Source organism: Streptococcus sp. HMSC072D03, from assembly GCF_001812855.1.
In the GTDB taxonomy this organism is placed as follows: Bacteria; Bacillota; Bacilli; order Lactobacillales; family Streptococcaceae; genus Streptococcus; species Streptococcus salivarius_D.
Genome location: NZ_KV810624.1, coordinates 2,515 through 19,953 on the forward strand (window position 1 = coordinate 2,515; position 17,439 = coordinate 19,953).

At 41.9% G+C, this 17,439-nt stretch carries 5 protein-coding genes; all 5 read left to right on the forward strand.

The genetic code is table 11. The features are described 5' to 3' along the window. On the forward strand, positions 1-2,728 hold a 2,728-nt coding region (locus HMPREF2877_RS11145; protein WP_256262915.1), incomplete at its 5' end, for an SspB-related isopeptide-forming adhesin. 468 nt (positions 2,729-3,196) lie between these two features. Then, positions 3,197-8,881 carry a ZmpA/ZmpB/ZmpC family metallo-endopeptidase gene (locus tag HMPREF2877_RS02030; protein WP_070578440.1) on the forward strand — a complete coding sequence of 1,895 codons (5,685 nt, stop codon included), beginning with the start codon at positions 3,197-3,199 and terminating at the stop codon, positions 8,879-8,881. Between the two features lie 454 nt (positions 8,882-9,335). Further along, positions 9,336-12,509 (forward strand): mucin-binding protein, encoded by a 3,174-nt coding sequence (locus tag HMPREF2877_RS02035; protein WP_070578443.1) that lies wholly within the window; start codon positions 9,336-9,338, stop codon positions 12,507-12,509. Between the two features lie 187 nt (positions 12,510-12,696). Next, positions 12,697-13,905 (forward strand): exonuclease SbcCD subunit D, encoded by a 1,209-nt coding sequence (locus tag HMPREF2877_RS02040; protein ID WP_049529315.1) that lies wholly within the window; start codon positions 12,697-12,699, stop codon positions 13,903-13,905. Further along, positions 13,902-17,081, forward strand: a complete 3,180-nt coding sequence (locus HMPREF2877_RS02045; RefSeq protein WP_049529316.1) for an AAA family ATPase — start codon at positions 13,902-13,904, stop codon at positions 17,079-17,081. The genes HMPREF2877_RS02040 and HMPREF2877_RS02045 overlap by 4 nt, the downstream gene beginning before the upstream one ends. Positions 17,082-17,439 lie beyond the last annotated feature (358 nt).

Sequence of the window (17,439 nt, forward strand, 5' to 3'; positions counted from 1 at the left end):
AGTTATCGACACAACTAAATTTGCCTTTGGACGTTACTACAAGTTTGATATTGTTGGTAAAGTCAAAGACGACGTTAAGGGTGGTGTAGACATTGAAAACACAGCTTCTCAAATCGTTCATTACTACAACCCAACAACTAAGTCTGTTGAAAAACCAAATAAACCAACAGAAAAACGTGTTGTTAACGTTCCAGTTAAAGTAGAATTCAACTTCACTAAACGTTTGGAAGGTCGTGAGCTTAAAGCTAACGAATTCAGTTTCCAATTGAAGGATGAAGCAGGAAATGTCATCGAAACTGTTAAGAACGATGCCAAAGGTAACGTTAAGTTCAAAGCTATTGAGTACAAGAAAGGCCAAGAAGGCGTTCACAAGTTTACAGTAGAAGAAGTTAAAGGAACAGACGCAACTGTTACATACGATACAATGAAAGCGAATGTAACAATCACTGTTTCTCATGATGGTACTGCTAAAGCTCTTGTAGCAACTGTCGGTCAAATTGCGGATAAAGAATTCAACAATGCGGTTCGTCCACCAGAAAAACCTAAGTTCCAACCAGAAAAATATGTTGTTTCTGAAGCGAAATTCGATGTAACAGGTACTAAACTCGTTGATGATGATAAAGAATTGGCTAACAAGGTTTCAGACACCAATGCAAACCCTTATGCTGATGACGCATCAAACAACGAATTGGAAAACTTGAATACGAAGTCAGTTAAACCTGGTCAAACACTTTACTACCAAGTATGGCTTGATACAACTCAATTTGACGCTAACAACAAGGATCATATCCAAACTGTTGGTATCACAGATGACTTTGATGAAACTAAGTTGGATGTAGATGCATCAGCAATCAAGGTTTACGATTCAGTAACTGGTAAAGATGTTACAGATAAATTCGACATCTCACTTGCTAACGGTGTGATTACAGCTAACCTTAAAGATGGCTTCACTAAGTCACTTGGCGATGCAGAAAACACTCAAGTCATTGACACTACTAAGTTCGAGTTTGGTCGTTACTATAAATTTGATATTCCTGCAACAGTTAAGAAGGATATTAAAGCTGGTGTAGATATCGAAAATACAGCTACTCAAGTTGTTAACTACTACAACCCAACAACTAAGAAAGTTGAAAAACCAAACGTACCAACTGAAAAACGTGTTAACAGTGTTCCAGTTTCAGTAGAGTTTAACTTCACTAAGCGTTTGGAAGGCCGTGAACTTAAAGCGAACGAATTCACATTCGTACTTAAGGATTCTACAGGGAAAGAAATCGAAACTGTTAAGAACGATGCCAAAGGTAACGTTAAGTTCAAAGCTATTGAGTACAAGAAAGGCCAAGAAGGTACTTACAAGTACACAGTAGAAGAAGTTAAAGGTACTGACAGCACAGTTCAATACGACGGTATGAAAGCTCTTGTCACTGTTGAAGTATCACACGATGGTAAAGCGAAAGCTCTTATCACTAAGGTTACTGACCCAGCTGATAAAGAATTCAACAATACTGTTCGTCCACCAGAAAAACCTAAGTTCCAACCAGAGAAATACGTTGTTTCTAAAGAGAAATTCGATATCACTGGTATGAAACTTGTTGACGATGATGCTGAGTTGAAAGATAAAGTAGGCGATACTAACAAGGATCCTTACGCTGACAGCACAGCTAACAACGAAGCTGAAAATATCAATACTAAGACACTCAAGAAAGGTGATAAGTTTGTCTACCAAGTATGGCTTGACACAAACAACTTCACTGACGCTCACAATATCCAATCTGTTGGTGTTACAGATAAATATGACAGCGAAAACTTGAACATCAATGTTGCAGATATTAAAGCATACGACTCTGTAACAGGGGAAGATGTGACAGCTAAGTTTGATATCAAGGTTGAAAACGGTGTAATCACTGCAACGTCTAAGTCTGACCTTACTAAGTCACTTGGTGATGCAGAAAATACACAAGTGATTGATACTGCCAAATTGGCATTCGGACGCTACTACAAGTTCGATATTCCTGCAACTATCAAAGGCACTGCCAAAGATGGTGTAGATATCGAAAATACTGCGTCACAAATCGTTCACCAATACGACCCAACTAAGAAATCTGTTGAAAAACCAGAAAAACCAACAGAAAAACGTGTAGTCAATATCCCAACTAAGGTTGAGTTTGAATTCACTAAGAAACTTGAAGGTCGTCAACTTAAAGCTGGTGAGTTTAGCTTTGTACTTAAAGATAGCAAGGGTAATGTTATCGAAACTGTAAGCAATGATGCTAATGGTAAGATCAAGTTCTCTGCCCTTGAGTACAAACGTGGTGAAGAAGGTAATCACGTCTATACAGTAGAAGAAGTAAAAGGTAACGATGCAACTGTTACTTATGATAAGATGGTAGCCACAGTTGTTGTTTCTGTAACTAAAGATGGTAAAGTCTTGACAGCGATTTCTCAATTGCCAGAAGATACTGAGTTCAACAACACTGTTATCCCACCAAATACACCACCAACAACTCCACCAAACACACCACCTACTACACCACCAACTACGCCTCCAACACCACCGACTCCTCCAACTCCAGTGGTTCCACCAGTGACACCACCAACTACACCAGAAGCTCCTAAAGGACCAGCACTTCCTGAAACAGGTGATGATGCGTCTATGGCAACTATGGCTCTCGGAGGAATCCTTGCGGCAGCTGGACTAGGTTTGGCAGGAAAACGCAAAAAAGAAGACTAAGATAGTTCATAGGTTAAATCCCTCAATATAGTTAGTTAGACTATTTCAGTTTTCGAAAAAGAGACTCATCCCGATAGGGGTGGGTCTCTTTTGTATCTATCTTAAAGATGATTTGGTGTTTTATTAAAATATTAGATATAAGGTTAAGTAATAGAGATTTTAGGATTTATTTTATGCAAAACAGATCAGTGGTTTAAATTTCAGGAAAAGATTATTATAAATATTGATATGTACTAAAATACTTATGTGAAAAGGTTTATTGGTTGTCATGAAGTCCTAGCTGCAAATCACAACTCGTTTTTTATATTGATTAAAAATTAGAGAAAATACTTGCTTAATGATTAAAAAAAAGATACGATAGACTTTGGAAGAAGGTTAATAAATGTATAGAGTGCGTATTTTTTCAATAATGTCTTTGTTTTTGACGCCCATTTGGGGTACAAGGATTAACTTATAGGAAGATTTTGAATGAAACAAGCAAATCATGTTTTTGAAAAAGTGACAAAATACGGCATTCGTAAGTTGTCGGTAGGTGTAGGACCAGTTGCTATCGGGACATTCTTGTTAGCAGGTGGTTTTTTCGTGTCTAAACCAGTCTCTGCAGATCAGGTTACTAAGGATGCAACGGTACACATGGCCTATGTCGCTGAAAATGAATTAACAGCTGAAGAGCAACAGCAAGTGGTCCATGCTATTCCTGAGGACTACCAGAATGAAGATACTTTTTATTTGGTCTACAAACGTAAGGGTGCTACGCAAACTAGTCTTCCTCAGACAGGAAGTTCTGACTGGGTAGCGTCAGGTTTAGGACTAGCAACGGCGACCATGGCTGTGTTGCTCTTTTCAAAAAAACATCGTAAAAAGATTATTGGCTTGGTCTTGATTGGGGCCGCTGGGCAAAGTCTCCTTGTGCCAATAGAGGTTCTTGCCTTGCAAAACAAGGAGTTGCAGGCCTATAATCAGACCCTTGCTGTTGCAGACGAGGCGGACCTAGCTAAAGGTGTTATTGCAATTGATGGTTATGAGTATGTCGGTTATCTGCGTTACTCAGCTAAGCCAGAGCTTGAACAACCTTTGGAGAATACTTTGCAGGGGCTTGAGTCTTCAATAAAAGAAGAGACTACAGTAAATCAGGGTACAGCTGATAAGGATAGTGAGGGAATCAGTTGGAAAAAGGGAACTCAGGAGTCAGGTCACGAAGGCGAAGCTGTGGTTCAACCTGCTAATCCAGAGTATACCGGACCAATTAGTGCCAATGGTACGCAAGAATCAGGTCACGAAGGTGAAGCTCTTGTTCAACCCGTAGCCCCAGAGTATACCGGACCAATCAGTGCCAATGGCACCCAGGAAGTTGGTCACGAGGGTGAAGCTGTAGTTCAACCCGCCACTCCAGAGTACACCGGTTCAATCAGTAGCGATACTACAAGTGCCAATGGTACGCAAGAAGTTGGTCACGAAGGTGAAGCTGTGGTTCAGCCTGTCAATCCAGCGTACACCGGTTCAATCAATAGCGACACTACCAGTGCCAAAGGAACACAAGAATCAGGCCACGAAGGTGAGGCCCTTGTTCAACCTGAGAATCCTGTTCATACCCCAGTTGTCGGCAGTATCACAGAGACTGAAACGCAAGCCATCGATTATCCTATCGAAGTGATTACGGATGATAACAAGTATGTGGATGAAGAAGTGGTCGAGCAAGAGGGTAAAAAAGGTAGCCAAGAAATCCAGAAAATTTACCAAACCATTGATGGTGTTAAGGTTGGTGAGCCGACTATTGTGTCAGGTAAGGTTATTGAGGTGCCACAACCTAGAAAAATCCGTCGTGGCAGTAAGCCTCTAGATGGCACAACGACCGAAGAATCTATTGTAGAGCTTCCGTTTAAAGAAATTGTCCAAGAAGATGACACACTTGAGAAAGGCACTTTACAGGTTGTCCAAGAAGGTCAAAAAGGCCAAAATAAAATCACCAAGGTTTATAAGACCTATAAGGGAAACAAGACTGCTGAAGAACCAACTGTTACTGAAACAGTGCTAGTGCCTGTCCAAGATCGTATCGTTCGCAAAGGAACTAAGGTATCTGAAAAACCAGTGCTTACGCTGACACAGATTGACAAGGATGACTTGGGTCGAAGTGCTAAACTTAGCTACAACTTGACTAATCCAGGTTCAGCAACTATCACGACTATTAAAGCGGTCCTTAAGCAAGATGGACAGGTTGTTCAAACGCTTGATATTCCTAGCACGACCTTGACTGCTGACCTAACCAACTTAGACTATTACAAGCCTTATACTCTTACAACAACCATGACCTTTGATCGTGGCAATGGTGAGGAGAGTCAGGTTTTGGCAGACCAAACTCTCCAACTGGATCTCAAGAAGGTTGAGCTTAAAGATTTTGCACGTACAGATTTGATCAAGTATGACAATCAAACAGAAGTGGATGAGACTCGTCTGACAGCTGTGCCTCAAGATCTCACGAATTACTACTTGAAACTGACTTCTGCGGATCAAAAGACGACTTACTTGGCAGTGAAAGCCATCGAAGAAACAACAGTTGATGGCAAGGCGGTTTATAAGGTAACTGCAGAAGCGGACAATTTGGTACAACGTGATGCCCAAAACCATTTTGCACAAACCTATAGCTATTACATTGAGAAACCTAAGGCTAGCCAAGCCAATGTCTACTATGATTTTGCTGAGTTGGTCAATGCCATTCAAGCAAATCCATCAGGTGAATTTAGACTTGGTCAAAGCATGAGTGCTCGTCACGTCGTTCCAAACGGCAAATCATACATCACGACAGAATTTACTGGTAAGTTGCTCAGTGATGGTGACAAACGCTTTGCCATCTATGATTTAGAGCATCCATTGTTTAATGTTATCAATGGCGGAACTATCAAGAATATCAACTTTGAAAATGTAGACATCAATCGCCCTGATCAAAATCAAATCGCGACACTTGGATTTAACCTTAAAAACAAAGGTCTGATTGAAGATGTTAAGGTGACTGGTTCAGTTACTGGTAACAATGACGTGGCTGGTATCGTCAATAAGATTGATGAAGATGGCAAGATTGAGAATGTCGCCTTTGTCGGTAAGATTGACTCTGTCGGTAATAACTCGACAGTTGGTGGAATTGCTGGTTCAAACTACATGGGATTCGTTAACAGGGCCTATGTCGATGCGACTATTACAGCTCAAAATGCCAATGCAAGTATGCTGGTGCCATTTGTCACTTACATGCTTAACAGTTGGAAGTCAGGAACTAAGGCTAGGGTGACCAATTCAGTAGCCAAGGGTGTTCTTGATGTTAAAAACACACGAAATGTCGGTGGTATTGTCGCTAAGACTTGGCCATACGGTGCTGTTCAAGACAACGTGACCTACGCCAAGGTTATTAAAGGTCAAGAAATTTTTGCTTCTAATGATGTCAATGATGAAGATGGTGGTCCTCATATCAAAGATCTCTTTGGCGTTGTTGGTTATAGCTCGGCCGAAGATGGTACTGGTAAAGATACCAAGAGTCCTAAAAAACTCAAACATTTGACTAAGGAAGAAGCTGACAAGCGTGTTGAAGGTTACAAGATTACAGCTGATACCTTTGTCAGCGAGCCTTACGCGTTGAATACCCTTAATAACGCTTCTAGTCAAGCACATTTTGTCAATATTCAAGACTATAATCCAGCATACAAGCAGGCTTACAAGAATATTGAGAAATTCCAGCCATTCTACAACAAGGATTATATTGTCTACCAAGCAAACAAACTAGCTAAAGACCACAACTTGAATACCAAAGAAGTGCTCTCAGTAACTCCAATGAATGACAGTAATTTTGTTACAGACTTAAGCGATGCTAATAAGATTATTGTTCATTATGCTGATGGAAGCAAAGACTACTTCAAGCTTTCAGAGAGTTCAGAAGGGTTGAGCAATGTTAAGGAGTACACTGTCACTGATTTGGGTATCAAGTACACTCCAAATATCGTTCAGAAAGACCACTCAAGCCTTATCAATGGCATCGTTGATATCCTAAAACCGATTGAGTTGCAGTCTGATCCAATTTACCAAAAACTTGGTCGTACAGGTCCAAATAAGGTCAATGCTATCAAGAACCTCTTCTTGGAAGAAAGCTTTGAGGCTGTTAAGGCTAATTTGACGAACCTTGTGACTAAGCTGGTTCAAAATGAAGATCACCAGCTTAACCAATCACCAGCTGCTCAACAAATGATTCTTGACAAGGTTGAGAAGAATAAAGCAGCCCTCTTGCTAGGCTTGACCTACTTGAATCGTTATTACGGTGTGAAGTTTGATGATCTTAACATCAAAGAAATCATGCTCTTCAAACCAGATTTCTATGGTAAAAATGTGGATGTCCTTGACCGTTTGATTGAGATTGGCTCTAAGGAAAATAATATCAGTGGTTCAAGAACCTACGATGCTTTCGGTGAAGTTCTCGCTAAGAGTACCCTTTCTAGTGATCTTACCGACTTCCTCAACTACAACCGAAAACTCTTTACCACTATCGACAATATGAATGATTGGTTCATTGATGCCGCTAAGGATAAGGTCTACGTTGTAGAGAAAGCGTCTCAAAATGAAGGTGTTGGTGAGCACAAGTATCGTGTTTATGACAACCTCAGTCGTGGTCTCCACCGCAAGATGATTTTGCCATTGTTGAACCTTGATAAGACAGAAATGTTCCTGATTTCTACTTATGACACCATGTCTTATGGTACAGCTAACAAGTACAACACAACCCTAGAAAAGTTGAAACCTGAGATTGATCTAGCGGCTCAACGTCAAATCAACTACCTTGATTTCTGGCAAAGATTGGCCGCAGATAATGTCAAAAACAAATTGTTCAAAGACATTGTCAATCCAATCTGGGAAGGTTTCTATGTCTGGGGTCATGGTTGGCCAGGTTGGCCAGAGCGCTACGGCCAATTTAAGAACAGTACGGAAGTCTATGCGCCAATCCGTGAAATCTATGGACCAGTCGGTGAGTACTACGGTGATAACGGAGCTATGGCTGGTGCCTATGCTGCCATCTACGACAATCCATATGATAATCGTGCCAAGGTTACCTTCGTCATGTCTAACATGATTAGTGAGTACGGTGCATCAGCCTTCACTCATGAAACAACCCATATCAATGACCGTATTGCCTACTTTGGAGGTTTTGGTCGTCGTGAAGGAACAAATGTTGAAGCCTATGCCCAAGGAATGTTGCAATCACCAGCTACTCAAGGTCACCAAGGTGAATACGGTGCCTTAGGCCTTAACATGACCTTTGAAAGAGCCAACGATGGTAACCAGTGGTACAACACCAATCCAAACAAGTTGAACTCTCGTGAGGCCATCGACCGTTACATGAAGGGCTACAACGATACCCTTATGCTTCTAGATTCACTTGAAGGAGAAGCAGTCCTCAGTCAAGGCAAGCAAGAGCTCAATAACGCATGGTTCAAGAAGGTAGATAAACAGCTACGAGGCAATAGTAAAAACCAATACGACAAGGTGCGTGCTCTAAGTGATAGCGAAAAGGCTATTAGTTTGACCACTATTGATGACCTTGTGGATAATAACCTCATGACCAATCGTGGACCTGGAAATGGTGTTTATAAACCGGAGGACTTTTCTTCTGCCTATGTCAATGTGCCTATGATGTCTGCTATTTATGGTGGTAATACCAGTGAGGGCTCTCCAGGTGCTATGTCCTTCAAGCACAATACCTTCAGACTCTGGGGTTACTACGGCTATGAAAAAGGCTTCCTAGGTTATGCGACCAACAAGTATAAACAAGAAGCAAAAGCGGCTGGTAAGAGCACCCTAGGTGATGACTTTATCATTAACAAGATTTCTGAGGGTCAGTTCAACTCCCTAGAAGACTTCAAGAAGGCCTACTTTAAAGAAGTGAAAGAAAAAGCGTCACATGGTTTGACGACCGTTACGATTGATGGTACATCAGTAAGCTCTTACGATGATTTGTTAGCCTTGTTTAAAGCGGCAGTCGCCAAAGACGCTGCAAGTCTTAAAACAGATAATAATGGCAATAAATCTGTGTCAACAAGCCATACGACAAAACTCAAAGAAGCTGTCTATAAGAGACTCCTACAAGAGACAGATAGTTTCACAAGTTCTATTTTCAAATAATAGATGAAAGAAACCCTTTTGGTAAATGCCAAAGGGGTTTTTGATACTGTTGGGAATGCGGTGGTAGGAGCCTTTAGGTCAGTGTTGGCAAGGGATTGAGAGAGATATGAGTTAAGCCATAAAAAAATTCCTTTTGAAGGGAGAGAATTTTGAATTTTAATAAATATCACTATAACTAAAAAATAAGGTTAGAGTGACGAACGTTTTTAATAAAAGATGGTTTGATATAAAAGTATTTTGAAAATTATAGAACTGACAAAATAGGGGATTGTGCTAAACAAAAGTACGAACGATTTGATGTTTCAAAGGATTTAGATAAAAGTTTTAAATTAATGTTTTTTAATAAAAGTTAAACTTTTACACGATTATTAGTATATATTTGACAATTTAATAATTATAGTATAAAATGGAAATCGTATATAAAGTAATTTGGATATTGAGGAAATTTATTATTATGAGAGATATGTTTAATAAACGCCAACGTTTTTCATTAAGAAAATATAGCTTTGGTGTGGCCTCTGTCCTTTTGGGAGTTTCAATCTTCTCAAATGCACAGGGTGCCCAAGCTGACGAAACGGTAGCACCAACTACCGCAGGTATGGAAACAACTGCTGAGCCAGATGTCGTCGTGGAGCAATCAACACCAACAACAGCATCAGTAGCTCCAGCAACAACAGAAAACACACCAAGTTCAGTCTCTACTGTGGCCTTGGCTAGTGAACAACCCCAATCAGTAGCTCAAAACAGCCAAGCAACTTCAACAACTAGTCAAACAGCAGCTAGTTCAGAAGTAGCTTCTCAGGCTGCATCGCAAGCGAGCTCTGAATCTGCAGTAGCAAATGTTTCATCTGTAGCTACTAGTGCACAAGCTCTTAGCTCAACAGCTGTAGCAGAAACTCCAGCTGCTGGTCAAGTATCAGCACAAACAAGTGCGGCTGCTTCAGTTGCGACTGCAGCAGAAACTGCCAGTGAAGAGTCTACAACTAACGCTGTAAATAGCGTCCTTAAAGTAGCGACTAGCGAGTTGGCTGTAACAAGTAGTGAATTGAATGCTGCTGAAGCAAGCCTTAACTCTGAAAATCTCATCAACGCTATGGGTCTTGCAGTATCAAACCGTAGCCTTCGTACAGCTGATGCGGTTGCTGTTTTGACAAATGCTGGAGCAGGCTCAACAAACCCTGACTTGACAAACCTCGGCTACAAACTTGACTATTTACCAGGGCGTCAACAATACTTTGTTAACATTGACTACATCAACCACCTCAAAGTCGGTCGTGATAACCGTGGGGGGGTGAGACCTTATGACTTTATTGAAAACGGTAATTTCTTTGTTACACCAAACTATGCTAACCTTGGTATTATTGACTATGTTGATGAAGCAGGAAACAAGATCCCTGGATCTTCAACCTACCGTATCAATAACTCAACTGAAACAATTACAGCAAACGGTAAGACTTACAATAAAATCTACGATGCTGGTGTAACAGAACTTCCACCAGTACCAGCAGGATACCGCATCAAGTATGCAACTGCTGACAAATCAAAAGCTAATGCTTACGTAGATGTCTTGAAGTCAGAACGTCAATACGACTATAACAACGGTGTTGCAACTATCCGTTCTGAACGTTCTTGGGACCGTAACCAAAGTCGTGTCGTTGACCTTGTTCAATTTGCTAACGGTTCACAAGGTTTGGATGCTTCAATTGATGCCAATGGTGGTGGTCAATACCTAGCTCCAGGATACCGTTACCACATTATCGTTGAAAAAGACACTAGAGATGTCACTAAAGCAACAAGTCAAACAGTGACTTACACTGGTGCTGATACGAAGACACCAGCTGCTAACACTCAAAATGACTTTAGCTTCAACGGTAAAGAAGACCCAACAACTAATACAACAACTTGGACTGAAACGACTCATACTTATGGAACAGTTAAGACTCCGGTTGTTACTGGTTACTATGCTGATAAAGCTGTAGCAGGTGGTAAGACAGTTACTCCAGATGCACCAAATGCAACAGACACAGTGACATACAAAGCCTTTGGTAAATTTATCGCTGTGGATGAAAATGGAAATCCAATTCCAGGTGTATCAACAACTGCCTACACAAACGATCCAAATGATGCGACTAAGATGATTGCTATTGACAAGACGCTTCCAAGCATTCCTGGCTACACTGTTAAGGTTGTACCTGCCACACCAGGTGACTTGTCTAGCGATACTAAGGTTGTTTACGTTAAGAACGATCAAAAAGCAAGCGTTACCTACCGTGATGAAACAAGTGGTTCAACCCTTGAAATTGTTGCCTTGGCTGGTAAGTCTGGTGAAGCGATTAACTACTCAACAGCTGAACGTATCAAACACTATCAAGACCTTGGCTATGCCCTTGTGAGAGATGGTTACCCAGCTGGTGCAAGCTTTGACTTGGATAGCACAGTTGACCAAGCTTGGACAGTAAGCTTCAAACGTGTAGCACTTGACTTTAATCCAGACAATGCACACGAACCAGGAACTCCAATCTATCCTAACCAACCAAACGGTCCAAAATGGCCAGCTAAGGATGCTTACCTTAAAGATGTTACTTACACTGTTCACTATGCAAGCAAGAACAGCAATGCTAAATTGCCAGCAGACAGTGTTCAAAAGGCACAATGGAAACGTTCATTGACCCTTGATTCTGTAACAGGTGACATTCTTACTGCAGGTGAATGGAAGGCTGATAAGACTAAGTTCGACCTCGTCATCACACCATTGGTTAACGGTTATTTCGCCGATAAAGGCCGTGTGGCTTCTCAAGATGTCACTATGGACAACAGGGTTGAAACTGTTACTTACACTAAATTTGGTAAGATTATTGCTGTTGACGAAAAAGGTAATCCAATCCCAGGTGTTGAAGCAGTTACTTACACAAATGATCCTAACGATCCAACTAAGGCTGCCATGACACTTGTTCCTGAAGTGAAAGGTTACAAGGCCGAGAAGACTGCTGTGACACCAAGCAACCCTGGTGATGATACAAAGGTTATTTATAAGTTAACTAACGCAGAACCTGCTAAACCAACAACTAACAAAGACCTTGGTACTATCGTTGTCATCTACCGTGATGAATATGGCAACCAAATCAAGATGCCACTCGTTATCACTAACTCTGTTGGTTCTGAAGTTAACGTTCACGGTGACCGTTATATCTACCGTAATGGTGTGAAATACGAATTGATTCGTCAAGAAGGTAAATCTACAGACAAGATGACAAAAGGTCAAACAGTCGTGACCTATATCTATCGTAAGGTCGAAGATGGCTCAACACCTTCAAATGGTAATAATGGTCAATCTGGAAATGGTGGAAATTCAACTTCTAAAGCTGTAAAAGCGGCCTCAAACGGATCTAAAGGATCTAAAGGATCTGGATCAGCAGCCGATGGCGCTTCAGATGGTAAAGGTTCAGATAAGAAGAAATCTGGAAACAAAGATGGTAAGAAGGCAGATGGTTCTGATAAAGCTAAAGAAGGCGACGAACAATTGCCAGTAACAGGTGAGTCAGATAACAACCTCGCAGCAATGGGTGTTGTTGTTATGGGACTTATGTCAGGACTTGCGGCTATGAATCGTCGTAAAAACCAAGACTAAGATTTCCACACCTTATCTCTCATAAATTCCAAAAATAAAATCTCTCTCGAGTGAATTGCTCGGGAGAGATTTTTTTGGGTCTTTGTAGACAAAACTCAGGAAAGCTCCAAATGTTTGTGAATCTTTTAAGCAGTATTTAGCGTGATAAGGTACAATAGAGTAAGACAAAACGAATGAGGAGACTGTCATGAAGTTTTTACATACGTCAGATTGGCATGTGGGGCGAACCCTCAATGGCTGGTCTTTGCTGGAGGAGCAGGAGTGGGCTTTTCAACAGATTGTGGATTTGGCAATTCGTGAACAGGTGGATGGGGTCATTATTGCTGGTGACCTCTATGACCGTGCGGTGCCGCCTGTGGATGCCATTAAACTTTTTAATAAGACCTTGGCACGTTTGGTCTTGGAGGAGCAGATTCCCGTCTATGCCATTAGTGGTAATCACGATGGGGCTGAACGCTTGCATTTTGGGCGAGACTTTTTTCAACCTCAGGGTCTTCATTTAAGCACACGTTTGGAGGAGGCTTTTGAGCCCATTGAGTTGGAGGGTTGCCAGATTTTCCTCCTTCCCTTTATCGATCCTATTGATGCTCGTATTTACTATAAGGATGATGAGGATAAGGAAATTCAGGGGATTGGTGATGCCTTGACCTACATTCTTGAAGATATGGAAAAGGCCTTTGATCCCGACAAGTCACATATCTTGGTGACGCATTTTGCGGTTTCTAAGAAGGATGATAGCGATGGTCAAGGTCTTCGAGAATTGATGTTGTCTGAAACCAGTAATACGGTGGGTGGGCTTACCAATGTGACCAGTGACCTTTTCAAGGCTTTCGATTATGTGGCCTTGGGGCATATCCATACGCGCTTTGCCAGTCCGACCCAGCGCGTGCAATATTCGGGCAGTCCGGTCGCCTTTAATGTCAAAGAAGCCAAACGTAAGGAAGAGAAGGGTGTCTATATTCTTGAATTGGATGCGACTGGTAACTTGTCTCAGACCTTCCATCCTCTAGAGGTCAGACGGCCAATCGTGACCCTTCAGGAACCTTTTGAAACCTTGGTATCACCTGAATTTTATAAGGAACAGCCTTGTCAAAAGGCTTGGTTTGCCTTTGATATTCAACTGTCCAGCCGTAAGGAATTAGAAGGTATCAATGTGCGTGCCCGTCTGGAAGAAATTTATGGGGCAGACATTGTGGAAATCACCTTCAGTCGTTTGGGTGATGTCAAGGAAGAAAACGTGACTGTTGATCAGCACTTAAAAGATTTGGAAATGCAATCGCCGCAGGAAATTGTTTCTGATTTTTACCAGACAGTGACTGGGGGCGATGTCTTGTCTGAGAGACAAACAGCCCTTGTGGAAAGTATTTTTGAGGAGATTGGAAGGAGCCGACAATGAGACCAGTCCAGTTAGAATTGACCAATTTTGGACCTTATCGTAAGGAAGTCATCAATTTCACCCAGTTTGACCATGCTCCCCTTTTTTTGATTGGTGGGGACACAGGGGCTGGTAAGAGTACTCTCTTTGATGCCATGACGGTGGCCTTGTTTGCGACGACCAGTGGTGATCGTAATGTTGAGGAGATGCGGTCGACCTTTGCTGGTCCAGAGGATGATTTGACCAAGGTGACTTTTTACTTCCAACAGGGCCAGCACCTTTATCGCATTGAGCGAGTTCTCCAGCAGGAGAGGGCCAAGCGTGGTGGTGGTACGACCATTCAAAAAGCGACGGCTTCCTTAGTCATTGTGGATAAGATTGGTGGTCAGGAAATTGAAAAGCTTGGGGATAAAATCAAGGAAGTTAGTGACCAGATTGAGCAGATTTTGGGCCTCAATGCCGAACAATTCAAACAGATTATCCTCCTTCCGCAAAATGATTTCAGCCGTTTCTTGAAAGAAGATTCCAAGACCAAGACTCAAATTTTAAAGAAAATCTTTGGAACAGGTATTTTTGACCGTTTTCAAAAGAGTTTGGAAGAGCGTCTTCGTCAGAGCAACAAGGATATGGAGAAACGCCAGGCTCAGCTAGATGGCCATTTTGCCAGTCAGGTTTGGTCTGAGGAAGAATTAACTGTCTTAGCCCAAACCCCAGCTTCTGAAAAATTGGCACGTCTTGAAGAACTTTTGGCGCAACGTCAAGAAAATCTTGAAGAGCAAAAAAGCATCTTGAAGGATGCTCATGAAGATTTGACTAAACTGCAAAAGAGCTTACAAACTGCCCAAGATTTGGCTAAGATTTTCCAAGAATTGGAGCAAGCCAAGGAGCGTTACCGTCTGGAAATTGAGGAGGGTGCTCAAGAACAGGCAGAGGCTAAAGTGCATCTGGAGGAATTGCAGTTTGCCCAAGGGATGCAGGAAACCATTAGTAGCTTGAAGCAGTATCAGAAGCAGTTGTTGCAATTAGTACAGGACCTTGAGATTGCTCAGGAAGCGCTAAGTGCTAAGGAGCAGGCTTTTGAGGAAGTCAAGACTCAAAAAGAGGCACTTGCAGCCCAATCTGAGGATTTTCTTCAAAAAGAAGAGGAACTGGAAGTATGGAAAGAGGCTATTATCTATGCCCAGAGTCTCGCCCAAGAGCAGGAGAAAATCAAACAGTCAAGTGCTAACTACAAGCAGTTGGAAGAAAGCTATCAACAGGCTTCGAAAGAGATTGAACTCCTTTCCCAGTCCTTGTCAGATTTGGAGGCCAATCGTCTTAGTTTAGAGAGTTTACATGAGGCTGAAAAACTCCTCCAGTCTGTGGGCTACAGTGTGGATAAGCAACTGGCTCAGGACCTGAAAGACATAGAGGACTTGAATCAGGAGTTGGCAAAGACGGAAAAACGTCATCAAACCTTATCTTTGGATAGTGACCAAGCTCAAGAAATCTTAAATGAATTGGAAGAGAAGTTAAGAACGACTTTGGCTTCACGTCGTCAACTCATGATTGCTCAGTTGCAGGCAGAGTTAGAAGATGGACAGCCCTGTATGGTCTGTGGTTCCTTGGATCATCCTAAGGTCGATGGGACACAGGTTGATGAAGCGGCCTTGAAGGATCTCATGGACCAGGTGGAGGAACTTCAAGCTCAAAAAGAAAAGCAAGTCGCTACCTTGTCAAACCGTCAGGCTACTTTGAGCGAAGTTGAGTCTAAACGTCAAGATTTGCTTGACCAAGTGGCTAAAGTTAAGTTAACTCTTCAAAAACACTATCAAGAACTGGAAGAACAAGTTAAGGGACAGTTTGAATTTGACTTTTCAGAGGATTATGAAGCTGTCCGTGGGCAAACCTTGTTGAGTGCTGTTGAGAAGCATTATCAAGAACTCCAAAAACGCTATGATAAGGAAGAAGCAGACCTTGTCCATTGTCAAGAGGAGTTAGCTAAGGCCCAAGAAAAAGCGCCAGATTTGGCTAAGAGCTATCAAGAGGCCAAGGCAACTCTTTATCAAGCTAAGGAGCGCCTAAAAGACTTGAAGGAAGCTCATCCAGAACTGGAGTCTGTAGAGGTCTATCAAGAACGAATTTCCCTTGCGAAGCAGGAGTTGGACCTCTACAATAGGCAAGTCAAGGAAAATGGTGAAGCCTACAACCAACTTCATGCCGACATTCAAGGCATCAAGGGGCAGCTTGAGAGCTTGACCAAGTCTAAAGAAAAGACCAGCCAAGAAATGAAACGTTTATCAGCTGAGTTGGACCAAAGTCTTAAGGTCGAAGGTGCCCTCACCAATGACCTAGAGCAAATCCAGCTTTGGCTGCTTGAGGTGAACAAGCAAGCTATTCCTAAGCTTCAGGCCCAATTGACAAGTTACCAAACCCTTAAACAAGAATTGCAGACCCAGATTAGTAAGAGCCAAGAGCTTCTCCAAAATCAAGAAAAACCAGATTTGGTCGCTTTAACACAAGAGGTCCAAACCGGTCAGGAAAGTTACGATACGCAATTGGCTCAGGTCTCTGTCATGGAGAAGGGGCTTAAGGATGCGAATGCTACCTACCAGGCAGCCAAAACCCTTCAAGACAGCAATCAAGAGGCCTTTAAGGCCCACCAAGAACTCAGTGATTTGGTGAAGGTGGTTAAGGGAGAAAATACTGCTCTGACTGGTCGTCTCAATCTTGAGGTCTACGTTATCCGTCAGTATTTCCAACAAATCTTGGACTATGCCAATGCTAACTACATCGGTCTCTTAACGGATAACCGCTATTCCTTTGTCTTGAGTGAGGAAGGTCGTAGGGCGCGTGATCACTTCGGTTTGGATATCAACGTCTATGACCAACTGACAGGTAGTGAACGCTCCGTTAAATCCTTGTCTGGTGGTGAAACCTTTATCGCTGCACTAGCTATTGCCCTATCCCTCTCAGAAGTTGTCCAAAATACCAGCAAGGGTGCTGTCGTTGAAGCTCTCTTCATCGACGAAGGTTTCGGGTCACTAGACAAAGAAGCCCTCACCAAGGCTATCTCGGTCCTAGAACAAATTGGCGAAAACCGTATGGTCGGTGTCATCAGTCACGTGGACGACATGAAAGAAGGTATTGCTCAGCAACTAGCCATCATCAAGTCGCACGATGGTAGCAGCCGCATTAAGATTGTGGATAAGGGGTGAAATATAAAAACTAAATTACTGTCAATTAACGAGAACCAAAAGACATATCCTATAATAGGAGTCAATTTGACTTACTAACTTTTATCCAATTGTACTATTAGGATGAGGATAAGAGTAGGATGAGGATAAGAGGAAAGTTAATAACCTTATTAGATTGTACTTGGATGTAGGTTTTATGTGATATTGTGTTAAGCTTATCAATATAAAATCAGAAAGATTAATCGTAGGTAACGAAAATCAATAGCTAAAGACCGCTTTCGCTGGGAGTTATGGCTGAACTTGAAATGTGATAATATTATAGAAAAGTACTGAGATGTTAAGAAGTGTACTGACCGCCAAAGTTAGACAGGAAAAATCT

Coding starts and splice junctions, on each gene's coding strand:
- HMPREF2877_RS02045 (WP_049529316.1), top strand. CDS start 13,902: ATGAGACCAGTCCAGTTAGAATTGACCAATTTTGGACCTTATCGTAAG.
- HMPREF2877_RS02030 (WP_070578440.1), top strand. CDS start 3,197: ATGAAACAAGCAAATCATGTTTTTGAAAAAGTGACAAAATACGGCATT.
- HMPREF2877_RS02040 (WP_049529315.1), top strand. CDS start 12,697: ATGAAGTTTTTACATACGTCAGATTGGCATGTGGGGCGAACCCTCAAT.
- HMPREF2877_RS02035 (WP_070578443.1), top strand. CDS start 9,336: ATGAGAGATATGTTTAATAAACGCCAACGTTTTTCATTAAGAAAATAT.